This window comes from Bartonella sp. ML69XJBT (assembly GCF_028618515.1).
GTDB lineage: Bacteria > Pseudomonadota > Alphaproteobacteria > Rhizobiales > Rhizobiaceae > Bartonella.
Genome location: NZ_JAQITB010000020.1, coordinates 16,638 through 28,668, shown reverse-complemented (window position 1 = coordinate 28,668; position 12,031 = coordinate 16,638). Strand labels below are relative to the sequence as shown.

Here is a 12,031-nt window from a genome sequence, read left to right as displayed (position 1 = left end):
AAGGATGTGCGTTTTTTCTCACGCAATGTGCTGTTTAGTCATGACCTGTGGAACCAAAACCACCCGTACCTCTGCTTCCCACATCGCTCTTGTCTTTTTCATTTGATGCAAGTTCATTTGCTGCAAGTTCATGAACATTGACTTGAAGAACCGGTGCAATGACTGTTTGGGCAATGCGCATGCCTCGTTCAATGGTAAAGTCTTCTTGTCCGCAATTGATGAGTAAAACTTTGACTTCACCGCGGTAGTTTAGTCATGACCTGTGGAACCAAAACCACCCGTACCTCTGCTTCCCACATCGCTCTTGTCTTTTTCATTTGATGCAAGTTCATTTGCTGCAAGTTCATGAACATTGACTTGAAGAACCGGTGCAATGACTGTTTGGGCAATGCGCATGCCTCGTTCAATGGTAAAGTCTTCTTGTCCGCAATTGATGAGTAAAACTTTGACTTCACCGCGGTAATCACTATCAATGGTTCCAGGCGTGTTGAGGCATGTGATGCCGTGTTTGAAAGCTAAGCCTGAGCGTGGACGTATTTGTGCTTCAAACCCAGGGGACAAATGAAAAATAAGACCCGTTGGAATAAGGGCGCGCTGTCCAGGTGCAAGAGTGAGTGTTTCTTTTTCACCAAGCGCGGCCCTTAGATCAAGACCAGAAGAACCCGCTGTGGCATAGTGCGGAAGTTCTAAGCCTTGTCCATGCTCAAGGCGTTCGATTAACAAAGTCACGGGTTTAGAGCGGTGAGAAAAAGCATTGTCTTGGTTGTTTAAGGGGGGGGAGGCTGGAGTGTGAGGCATGGTCAAAACATTTCCAAATTATAAGAGAGGTCTAAAATTATAAAACAAATGCTACTCTAGCAAAAGCTTCCCATAAAACAAACCAATAAAGGTCCATGGAGAGGGGTTGTCCCCAATACAGGTTTGTGGACGCTGGTTTTAGATTTTCTTATAAGAATATCTGTGCAAAAATAAAAAAACTCCCAATGATAAATTGTCATTGGGAGGGCATATAAAATCTTTTGGGGCTTGATAATAACAAGTCTGCGCGTGATGCTTCAATACTTGTCTGTTGCGTGTTTGTTTGGTTTTGCTTTCAGATACTCCCGATAAGAATCCCCGTGGCAAAAACGAGAGCACCACCAATGATAACTTGTAAAGATGCACGCCAAAAAGGAGTCGACATGAATTTATTTTGCACCCAAACAATAGCCCCTAGTTCGAAAAAAACAATGATAAAGGCAATCACTGTCGCCATATAAAAAGAGTTAATCAAATAAGGAAGTGTGTGACCTAATCCTCCTAACGTTGTCATAATACCGCTGGCAAGACCTCTTTTAAGCGGAGAACCACGGCCTGATAATTTCCCATCATCATGGGCTGCTTCTGTAAATCCCATTGAAAGACCTGCTCCAATCGAAGCAGACAACCCGATCAAAAAGGTTTGATGCGTATCTCCTGTTGCAAAAGCGGCTGCAAAAATTGGCGCAAGAGTAGAAACTGATCCATCCATGAGACCAGCAAGACCAGGTTGAATCCATGTCAAAAGCAGCTGTCTGTGCGTTTTTGATGACTTTTTTGTCTCTTGACTTACCGTTTTGCTTCGAGAGCTTTTATGATGCTTCTTTGCCGTTACAAGAGTGGCGCGATTACACGGTGAGTCTACCGTTGAAGCTATGGTGCCTGCACGATTGCTACAAGAAAGGCACAGAAGCTCCTTATAATTTTCAAGCTCTCGCATACCCATTGCTGCAAAAATTTCTGCATGCTTTGAAGAATAAGGCTCTAAAGCTTTGGCATATTTTAAATAAAGAGCAGCATTTTGTTCTTTGGCTTTAAGTGCTCGAAGCATCACTTGTTGTGCTGAACGAAAGGACAGAGCTTTACGTTGTATAAATGAAAAAAACGATCTCAACATTTCCTGTTCCTTTGCACTTTAGAATAGTTCTAAAGATATAAGAGAAAAAAGAGCAAAGTCAATCTAAAATTAAAAAATTGTAAAGAGTCAGTGTGATGAAAAGAACAGCTTAGAGATGTAAAGGTTGCAGTGTTAAGAAAATAAAATTTGCTTAGATAAGAAAATAAGTCAGCAAAAAAAACGTGATTGTATGAAACGATGCCAGAAAAATGCAGAAACGAGAAAGACTGGCGATTTTACCAAGGAATTGTGGTCAGGAATGGGGAGAGATGGAGGTGAGAGGGGATGGAGGAGATTGCGGTATGGCTCTTGGAGATGATAGGGCATGGGGGCAGATTTAAGGGTATGGGGTGTGCTGTGGAGAAGTTTTGTTGCTGTTAGATTGGGGAGAAAGCATGTGATTGTTGATCTTTTTTAGAAACTGAGAGACGCTTTTTGCTGCAATATAAAAGCAGGCAAGCATGTAAAGGGAGGCTGGTAACCACATTTCAACTGGAAAATGAGAGAAAACGCATAGGGATTTTAGAACAAGAAGGAGGGTGGATGCTATTCAATTGGTTAAAGAGCTGAGTTTTACCTGTTGTTCTGCTTATTGCATTGAAACGACAACTGGCAGTTGAGAGGCAGGCATGCGGTTGTTGGGGAGTGGAGTACTCTTTATGCTGCTCTGAAAAAGACTAATGGGAGCATTTTTCTCTGTTTTAAGAGTTGTTGTTCTTGTCATGGTTGCTCTTGTAGAAGGGAGCAACCTTTGCTCTTGTAAGCCGTTTGCGAAGAGATAGCTTGAGAGGCGAAGAGATGATTTGAGAGCTCAAAATTTATCTGTAAATGATCTATAATGGTTGGGGTCATGCATTGAAGCTGAGGCAGTAGACGATATTGATATCCTTTGGGGAGGGCGACGTGGTTTTGCGTTGACTTCTGCTTTATTCCAAGCACATGTTAAGCTCTGGAGAGTTTTTTCTAGCAGAGGAATAGATGGAAGCTACCAGACCAGCAAGTAGATGCTTGCTGTGGTGATGGGTTATGAGGAAGCAGGGTGATAAGCTAGGCTTTGGCATGTAGTGCTTTGATGGCATATCTCTTGAGTGAGGAGGATGGGTCATAGGAGGAGTTCTGATCTGAAGTTATGGCTGATCATTTTTGTTTATTGGCGGTTTTTGTCAAAATATACCAGTAAAGAGGATGTGGAATCATAAAATACTCTTTTTCTCTTTTTTAGGTTGAGAGAGGAGAAGGAGTGCGGATGCCAGGACTAGTGGTATGGCAAGGTTTATGGAGGTCTGTTGTGCTTTAGAGGGGGGGTGGAGAGCATGCTCTATGCTCTTTGGTTGTTATTTTTTAGAACTCAGCAGACCTTTTGAAGCAATATAAAAACTGGCAAGCATGTAAAGGAGGCTGGCAACCACATTCCAGCTGGCAAATGAGAGAAAAAGAAAGCGCATGGGGGCTTCAGAACAAGAAGGCGGGTGGATGGTGTTTAATTGGTTAAAAAGCTGTGAGACGTCTGTTGTTCTTCTCATGGCACTTAAACCACAGCTGGGGGGAGCTGGCCAAAAACCATATTCAACACCCGCATGGTACACTGCTAAGACAAGGCTGATGGTCATTAAGACAAAAACGCACAAAAATAAAAGTTGTACCCAAGAAGAAATGCGAAAAAACCACGCTCCAAAACCTGCTAAAAGCAAAAATGGCAGTGCACTGTAATAAGGAAAACGCTCAATAAGGCATAAATCACAAGGAAGATAGCCTCCAATATATTCAAAACCAAGGGCGAGACCTATCGTGCTTGAGAGGCAAAAAGCAAGAAAAAAAGCCCATAAACTTTGCTCTTTGCGGCTTGGTTCAAGGTGAAGGTGCTTGTGCAAGATAGATTGAGAAGAAAAAATGCTGGACATGGAGCAGGTTCCTTAAAGTCAAAGCTGCTTGTTCACAAAAGCTATGAAAATTCCATAAGCAATTAGGACACTAACACAACCAATCAAGACAATCCATTTGAAATGACGGGAAAGAAAATTCATGGCTTGTTGGCCAAAACGTTGAATAAACCAAGCAAGAAGATAAAAGCGGGCCCCCCTAGCAAAAATACAGGTGAGAATGAAAAGCCCAATATGCACACCCATAACACCTGCTAAAATCGTGACAATCTTGATAGGAGGAAGATGAAAAAAACCTGATGTGATCAGTAAAATCACCAGAAATTGCAGCGTTGCATGGTTTTTTAGGGCTTCAAAACTTTCAACTTTACCATAAAATTCTAAGATCGGTTTGGCAAGCGCGTCATAGGCAAAATGCCCAATAAACCAACCAGCAATGCCTCCCAAAACAGAACACATCGTAGCAATAAAGGCATAGCGATAAACCCGCTTGGGATGAACAAGAGCCATCGGTATATATAAAACATCTACCGGAATTGGAAAAACAGAACTTTCAATAAAGGCAATGAAACCAAGCCAATGGGGCGCTGTGCCCCGATTTGCTAAAGAAATAGTCCAAAGCTTTAATCTGTTTAATATCATCAGGGATTTCATAAGCCTAATAGGTAAAGACTTTACAAATTATGCGCCATGAAGATGGTCAAACAAATATTTTTAAAATTCACGCGTTAAAAAAATTCTCTTCAGAAAAATATTCTTTATAACTTATCAAACAAAAATGATACGGATTCTGCAAAAACAAAAAATCTGCTGTTGACGAATCTGTTCTTCTTCATATAGTGCAGAAGGATAATGAACAGATCTGTTCTTTATAACAGCGTGCGGGTGTGGTGGAACTGGTAGACGCGCCAGACTCAAAATCTGGTTCCGAGAGGAGTGTCGGTTCGAGTCCGACCACCCGCACCACTTTATAGATTCGATACTTTATAAATTCTGCATCACTTGATATCGTTGTTTATCTTATTTTATTGATAAGACATCGTTTTTTTCATATCTGATAAATGCGTTAAAAACGCAGTTCAAAAGGTGCTTTTAAAAGTGCTGAAGAAGACAAAAACACGGGATAGATTTTATCCGTTTTAATTGTAAAAAATTTTGCCTTTAGGAAAATTACTGATGGAGCTGGACTCTGGCTTATCAAAACCGCACCGCTTTATAGGCATTGCCCCTTATTTCCAGTGTATGATTTGTCGGTTTTTAAAATCTTATCGTCATCCTATAAAATATTGCCTCTTTAGGACAGGGCTATACATTCTATTCATAGAGGTAAGTACAATGTTCTATCGCTTTGGGTTCTGTCCCATTGGCTCATTTTTGTTTGTTCGTTTTTTCTTTTGAAGCACATTAAATCCGAAAATGATAATTGTTGAAAGACTCATCTGCTGTGCTAGCAAAATATGCTCTATGCCTCTAAAATATCCGATGAGCACAATTACTCTCTATGCTGCTTGTTTGGTGGAAAAGATGCATGGGGAATTCAAAACAGCATTTGTCCAGTGATTTTGTGAAGGGATAGCATCTAAAATATTGCCTCTTTAGGACAGGGCTATACGCTCTATTCATAGAGGTAAGTACAATGTTCTGTCGCTCTGGGTTCTGTCCCATTGGCTCATTTTTGTTTGTTGGTTTTTTCTTTTGAAGCACATTAAATCCGAAAATGATAATTGTTGAAAGACTCATCTGCTGTGCTAGCAAAATATGCTCTATGCCTCTCAAATATCCGATGAGCACAATTACTCTTTCTATGCTGCTTGTGATTTTGTGAAGGGATAGCATCAATGGCGGGCAAGGGGGCTTGTGGCATGTCATTGGGGGTGGCGCTTTTCTTGCCCAAAATGCCGCAAAACAGCACCGTGTTGTGAATTCCTATGCCTATTGTCCAGGAACATGAAGCTATTTTCGATGGTGTTTGTGGATGGAGATAAATCCTTCCGTGCTTAGAAGGTTATCGGGCATCACTTTTGCTATTCATTTATGAAGTGGTATCAGTCTATGAGATTTACTCACTCCCAATGCTGTCAAAAATCTTGGCATGGGGAGGGTGTGTTTGGGAACATTTATGAAGTGGTATTTTTATTCTGTGCTGTTATCTATATGCTAAATCTGCTTATAAGACTGAATGGTTTTGATTGCTTTCATATAACAGGAGTGCAAATGAGAATAGCTTACTGTGTTAGAGTTTCTTATACAGAGTGTAAAATGATGAATTATTCTTATAAAGCAATATGTTGGTTTGTGGTGAGAGCAATCTTATTATCGTTTTGTGAGAGCTTCGTTTTCCAAGCAAGAAGAAAAAATCTCGAAATGAGCAATCTGCCGTCTCATTTATTGTCTCATGTAAGGTTACTGTTAGAGTCTCGGTGAAAGCCTTGATTGATGCAAAGCTATGGAAACAGGGATTTTAAAAAATCAGAGTAATAAGCAAATTTGGTCATTTTGTTTATTGTTTTGATGATTTTGCTCAAAACTATCCCAGTAAAGAGCAAAAATAACGCCTCACCCATGTATAATGGCTGAAATTCTTTCTTATTCAATGGATCATTTGATGCCAAAAGTTATTATGTAAATGGATTTTTAAAAACAATAATATGCTTTTTTTAATATATTGTGTTTCTTATAAAGAACAGATTGGTAAAAATTTTTTTACAAAATACAGCGTTCTCATAAAATCATAAAAATTTGCTTGATTTGACTGCTTAAGGGGGCATGAGTACGTTCCTCACGCAAAATAGAACGCTCTTGCGTTGCATATTTACCCGCTTGTTAAAAAAACTCTCTTAATGCTCTTAAGTCTATTTCACATCAGCGTTTGTGAATGATGGTATAGTTAAAGCCATTGTATACCAACATTTTTACACTTATGAAGGAGCAAGTTTGTCATCATACTCTTTGTCAGTGCCCAATTTTCTATAGCTCTTGGCACTTGAGAGTGTTTAGGAAGAGGAGCTTTAGTTCTTTTTTGTATAATCTTTATTCACAGCTTCCTTCTACTTATAATGTGTGAGCAAGTGATTGTGATTGATTGAACATGGGAGAGATTGAAAGGGTAGGATTCTACGATATTGGGATCTCTTATTCAATATGGATAACGCTCTATGAGTCTTATAAATCAATGTGTTAACTCATGTCTCGTTGATAAAAATAAAAACCCTGCTTTTGGCAGGGTTTTTGAATTTAATGTGTAATAAATTAAAATTTATAAGCAACACCAATGCGGAAATCATTTGTGTTGTAGCCAATTTCAAGCTTGTCTTCTCCAAATTTCTTTTTACCAAAATCTGAATAGCGATATTCTGTACGCAGAATAATATTATTGGTTAAGGCAAAATCAAGACCACCACCAACTGTATAACCAATCATTGTTTTTGTTTCATCGAGCACATTGCCAGAGGCAAAGACAAACGCGTCTTCTTGAGATTTTGACAAAAGTGATAGGATATATTGCATCTGTGCATAGGCAATACCGCCAGAGACATAGGGCATAACGCGATCAGAAGCAAAACCAATACGCACGCGCGTAGCACCAGCCCATTTCTCTTTCAAAGTGACACTGCTTACAACAAGATCACCAATATTGGGTATTGTTTCGTCTTGAGCTGCAGGCTTTACAATGCGAATATTAGCTTCTTCAAAAACTTCGTTAATGGAATCGAGTTCATCATCATCTAGAATCTTTCTTTCTTCACCCGTTCTGGTGTCCTTTTTACCAGACCACATGAAGTCTGTATCAACTCCGAGCACAAAGTTGTTGCCAAGATCAATATTAGAACCTAAATACCCCCCTCCCATAAATTCTGATGGTTTAGGTGATAATTTTTTATCAATCCAAGACCATTTTCCAGTCGTCGCATCTTCAGAGTAATTTAAGACACTTTTGCTGGAAAAACCACCAAACTGACCTCCAACATATAAGCCTGTCCAAGAATAAGCTGGAGCAACAATAACCGCTGGAACATTCGATTTTATAATATTTGATTTTATTTCTGGAAGAGTTACGGTATCAGCAGCTTGAACTGTAGAAGTTGCCATTAAAGCGGCTAGAGATATCGATATTAAATGTTTTTTTTTCATAAAAACCCCTGGTTTATTTCAAGATGAAAGATATGATATACACATAATAAATACAAAAATCCATATATGTACGAAAATAAAATACTATACAAGTTTTATAGATGCAAACAGTTTAAAATTTTCTTAAGCTTATTTGTGAACGAGTGGATAGCAATCAATGCGTTACGTTTTATCGAGCATTGTGCTAAATTCTGTGCTGAACGTTTTGCTCGCTTTAAAGAACGCTCTTGACTATACCATGAGTGCCTCTCTTATTCCTTGGATAACAGTTTGATTTATAATGATCAGTCATCGTTTTGTATATTGAATGAGAATTTCCAATATACAAAGCTTCTCTCCTTTCAAATCTCTCATGTTAAAACAATTTGAATGAATCAGAATCATTTGTTTTCACGTCATAAGAAGGATTGGTGTGTAGATAAAAACATTCATCAAAGGCGTAAATGCTTCTTATGAAAGCTCTAAGTGCCAAGGATTGCTAAAGCATTGGGAATTGGTAAATATTATGAACTGGTTTACCATTTTAATTAAGTGTAAAGATTGATAAGGCTTAATAGATTTTATCATTTTCACGGGAAGATTGATACTTTTCCACAGGCACCCCATCCACAGATACTATTGAAAATGGCTTTATGTTGCGTGAAAACAGGCATGGGAATTCAGAGGAATTCAGGGCACGGTGTTGTTTTTCGGCGTTTTGGGGCATGAGAAGCATACCACCATAATATGCTCTATGAAAGGAATCCCCGCTTACCATTGATGCCATCACCTCACAAGATCATAGGACAAATCCTTTTTTGAAGTTCCCATGCAACTTTTTCATCAAACAAGCAACATAGAGAGATAAAATGTAAAGGTTATCGTAGCATTGAGCGCTGATAAAGAGTATAAAGAATATAATGATCAGCGGGCTTCGTCATAAGTGTAAAGATTACGGTGCACAACTATATAAAAAGGATTAAAGCTCCTCTTACTAAAAACTCTCAAGTGCTAAGAGTTGTTGTAGTATTGAGCGCTGACAAAGAGTACGATAGTGCCGGCTGTTGCGTGAAAACAGGCATGGGAATTCAGAGGAATTCAGGGCACGGTGTTGTTTTTCGGCGTTTTGGGGCATGAGAAGCATACCACCATAATATGCTCTATGAAAGGAATCCCTGCTTACCATTGATGCCATCACCTCATAAGGTCATAGGACAAATCCTTTTTTGAAGTTCCCATGCAACTTTTTCATCAAACAAGCAACATAGAGAGATAAAATGTAAAGGCTATCGTAGCATTGAGCGCTGATAAAGAGTATAAAGAATATAATGATCAGCGGGCTTCGTCATAAGTGTAAAGATTACGGTGCTCGATGGATTTTACATTATACCCATTTATAGGCACTGTGGCAAATGGGCTTGCGAGCATGAAATGGGCTTGGATACCTTAAGAGATGTTTTTTTAACAAGTATGCGAATTGGCAACACATGGTATTTTTACAATGGTATTTTTACAATGGCGTTTTTTGGTGTGAGGGACGTGATCTCCTTCGAGAAGGTGAGAGGCAAAAGTGTGAGACAATAAGCAATCTCCGTGATTTAAAAGGGATTGCTTGGAGAGATACTGTTTTAAATGTGTAAAGACATTTTCTATCGCCTCCATGAGGTGGACAAAATAAAGGATTCATAAAAAGAGGAAAAACGATATTTTTTGCTACCATAGATTGAAGGTACAACCTCGGTGAATGGTCATTGTTGGCTAAATATGCAAACTGGTTTGTTCAATCCCCAATACTTTCCCATTGTTTATTGTTTTTTGATGAACCGGCAAGAGGGGTTATCTCTTATAAGTACGTATATAATAATGTGTTGCTCCAGCCAAATCATAAGCAAAAACAGACATGATCCCTTTATCCATTGGCGTTATTCTATAAGTCACATTGACAGCTGTGTTTTGCTGTTTTTGGGGTTGACTTGTAGAGATCACATCATATCCATTGCGTTGCAACAGATTGATAAATAAAGGAGTAAAGTTGTCTTCTGTGCTCTTTCTTTTTACAATGAGTGTTGTGGTCGCTGGTGGTAAAGAATTTTTGAGAGTGCGCACAAAATCGTTGGCAATTAATTGTGCATCACCCTTTGTAACATTCCGATCAACATAATTTGATAAATTGCTTACAGATGCGCAACCAGCCGTTAAGACAAGAGGCAACAACAAAAAATATTTTAACATCTTAACCCCCCCCCCCAATGAACTGTTATTCTCTTGTAAAATCTCTTACACGAGAAGAAAAAGCAGCTTTGATCATAATCATATTAACAACATCGCGCTCTTCAAGCAAGTGGTTGTTCATCAATGCTTTGAAAACCACTGTTTCATATGTGCAAAGATATTATCTATCGCATCCATAAGGCGAGCAAAATCAAGGATAAGCAAAAAAAGAAAAAATACTATCCACTTCATCAGACGCGACATCATCTTCACACTTTGGTAGGCAATGATCATTTCTTGAAGCATGGCTTTTTCCGTTTCTGTAAGCTCTGTATCGTCTTTTGTTTTTTTTCTAGCCATGTTTCCACCCACATAAGCGTTCACCTAGTGTGTTATGTTTTAAGATCTCTCTTGCTAAGGACAAGCTGATGACGTTGACATCTCTCTTGTTTAAGTAAATGGGCAACCAACCAACACAAGAGACATATTTATGGGTCACGCAACCAGTCGGAGAGAGCAGTGCGCACATCAGCATCACTTTTCTGATTAACTTCATTTTCCACCTCAAGCCGTGTTGTTGCTGCCTTTAAAGTTTGTTCTATCTGCTTTTGCTGCTCACCCTTTTTGCCAAGAGTGAATGCTTTGGCTAAAGCCATAAAAAAAGCGGCCAAAGCCGTGCCTGTTAGCATGAGATTTTTTTTCATCCAGAACATCATAGGCGGTGCTCCTGAAAGCGTTTGGCAACGAGGAAAATACCAACACCTGCAGCTAAAACCATGATGGTGGCAAGAGCCCATTGCACTGGACCATTGCCTGCTAGTAAGCCGCCAAGACCTGAGAAAGAACCAATAATGGGTGCAAGAGCTTCGGCTTTAAAGAGCGTTGTTGAATCCTTTGTTTCCACCGTTTGATAGTTGGAGGAAACAAATGCCCCTTTTGCCCATAATCCCGCTTCTGCGACACGCCGGTGGACAAGACCTTGCAAGCGCTTACCACCCGCTTTGGTCCATTTCTGGAGTTCGGCAGGTACCCCTTCATATTCACCGTTATTGAGTTTTTTTAATAGGGTCGAGTTGCAAAAAGCTGTTGTTCCTACATTATAGCAAAAGGAGACCAATGCTGCGAATTGTTCATCGGTTAAGGAAACGTGAACGGCTTGTTCAACGGTATTTTCAAATTGTCTTAAATCTTGGCGAAGAAGATTTTCGGCTTGTTTTTCAGTGACTGTCATGCCTTTGTGGACAAAAGGTTTGCCAGCACTGTTGGTATGTCCATAACCGATTGTCCACACACCGATGGCGTCTTTATAAGCGTTTAAGCGCAAGCCTTCCCATTGTTTGATGAGTGCAAGTCCTTCTTGTGATATTTTCCGCATAAATTCCTCCATAAAAAAAGCCCCACACAAGGTGAGGCGTGACTAACATGCTAAAAGTGAATTTTTCTCTGTTTTCTAAAAATAAACGCGATGTGAAATTTTGCTTAAACCATAAGGTGGGGTACCCAAGAGTGGGTGTTTATGCTGGTTTGTGGTGTTTGTGACGAGCGTTGGTGTTGGTGGCTGGCGCTGATGGTTGATGTTTGTGTTGGTGGGTGTGGCTGGTGCATGCTCAGTTCAAGATGGGAGTTAATGTTGGTGGCTGGTGTTTGTGTTAATTATGGGTGCTTGATATTTTTCGTATAAGTTCCTCCATAAAAAAAGCCCCACACAAGGTGAGGCGTGACTAACATGCTAAAAGTGAATTTTTCTCTGTTTTCTAAAAATAAACGCGATGTGAAATTTTGCTTAAACCATAAGGTGGGGTACCCAAGAGTGGGTGTTTATGCTGGTTTGTGGTGTTTGTGACGAGCGTTGGTGTTGGTAGCTGGCGCTGATGGTTGATGTTTGTGCTGGTGGGTGTGGCTGGTGCATGCTCAG

General features: G+C 39.7%; 11 protein-coding genes, 1 tRNA gene and 1 pseudogene. 2 read left to right on the top strand and 11 right to left on the bottom strand.

Annotated features, from left to right (window positions below):
• Positions 1-34: 34 nt before the first annotated feature.
• From PVV68_RS06770 to PVV68_RS06760, 3 genes and pseudogenes are all read right to left on the bottom strand, one after another.
• Positions 35-250, bottom strand: a pseudogene (locus tag PVV68_RS06770) (dUTP diphosphatase); the annotation flags it as partial.
• Positions 250-798, bottom strand: coding sequence for a dUTP diphosphatase (gene dut / locus PVV68_RS06765; RefSeq protein ID WP_273782803.1), 549 nt, complete (start codon positions 796-798; stop codon positions 250-252). The pseudogene PVV68_RS06770 and the gene dut, both read right to left, overlap by 1 nt.
• 295 nt (positions 799-1,093) lie before the next feature.
• Positions 1,094-1,915, bottom strand: coding sequence for a VIT1/CCC1 transporter family protein (locus PVV68_RS06760; protein WP_273782801.1), 822 nt, complete (start codon positions 1,913-1,915; stop codon positions 1,094-1,096).
• Positions 1,916-2,124: 209 nt separating this feature from the next.
• Here PVV68_RS06760 and PVV68_RS06755 point away from each other — a divergent pair, with 209 nt between their 5' ends.
• Positions 2,125-2,256 carry a hypothetical protein gene (locus PVV68_RS06755; RefSeq protein WP_273782799.1) on the top strand — a complete coding sequence of 44 codons (132 nt, stop codon included), beginning with the start codon at positions 2,125-2,127 and terminating at the stop codon, positions 2,254-2,256.
• Positions 2,257-2,504: 248 nt separating this feature from the next.
• Here PVV68_RS06755 and PVV68_RS06745 read toward each other — a convergent pair whose 3' ends face one another.
• From PVV68_RS06745 to PVV68_RS06735, 3 genes are all read right to left on the bottom strand, one after another.
• Positions 2,505-2,639 carry a hypothetical protein gene (locus PVV68_RS06745; protein ID WP_273721284.1) on the bottom strand — a complete coding sequence of 45 codons (135 nt, stop codon included), beginning with the start codon at positions 2,637-2,639 and terminating at the stop codon, positions 2,505-2,507.
• A 610-nt stretch (positions 2,640-3,249) separates the two neighbouring features.
• Complete coding sequence (locus PVV68_RS06740) at positions 3,250-3,816, bottom strand: disulfide bond formation protein B (protein ID WP_273782798.1); 567 nt, start codon at positions 3,814-3,816, stop codon at positions 3,250-3,252.
• 18 nt (positions 3,817-3,834) lie between these two features.
• Positions 3,835-4,437, bottom strand: a complete 603-nt coding sequence (locus PVV68_RS06735) for a YqaA family protein (RefSeq protein ID WP_273782797.1) — start codon at positions 4,435-4,437, stop codon at positions 3,835-3,837.
• Positions 4,438-4,676: 239 nt separating this feature from the next.
• On the opposite strand from PVV68_RS06735, the gene PVV68_RS06730 reads away from it, so the two are divergent.
• Positions 4,677-4,761: transfer RNA gene (locus PVV68_RS06730), tRNA-Leu, on the top strand.
• Between the two features lie 2,283 nt (positions 4,762-7,044).
• Here PVV68_RS06730 and PVV68_RS06725 read toward each other — a convergent pair.
• From PVV68_RS06725 to PVV68_RS06700, 5 genes are all read right to left on the bottom strand, one after another.
• Positions 7,045-7,926, bottom strand: coding sequence for an outer membrane protein (locus PVV68_RS06725; RefSeq protein WP_273721291.1), 882 nt, complete (start codon positions 7,924-7,926; stop codon positions 7,045-7,047).
• Between the two features lie 1,815 nt (positions 7,927-9,741).
• The gene (locus PVV68_RS06720; RefSeq protein ID WP_273721292.1) at positions 9,742-10,137 is read right to left on the bottom strand and encodes a hypothetical protein; all 396 of its coding nucleotides are present in this window, start codon (positions 10,135-10,137) and stop codon (positions 9,742-9,744) included.
• A 120-nt stretch (positions 10,138-10,257) separates the two neighbouring features.
• Complete coding sequence (locus tag PVV68_RS06715; RefSeq protein ID WP_273721295.1) at positions 10,258-10,476, bottom strand: hypothetical protein; 219 nt, start codon at positions 10,474-10,476, stop codon at positions 10,258-10,260.
• 128 nt (positions 10,477-10,604) lie between these two features.
• A complete protein-coding gene (locus PVV68_RS06705; RefSeq protein WP_273721299.1) occupies positions 10,605-10,832 on the bottom strand; it encodes a hypothetical protein in 228 nt (75 codons plus the stop codon).
• A complete protein-coding gene (locus tag PVV68_RS06700) occupies positions 10,829-11,491 on the bottom strand; it encodes a lysozyme (RefSeq protein WP_273721301.1) in 663 nt (220 codons plus the stop codon). Before PVV68_RS06700 ends, PVV68_RS06705 begins: the two co-directional genes overlap by 4 nt.
• Positions 11,492-12,031: the final 540 nt, after the last annotated feature.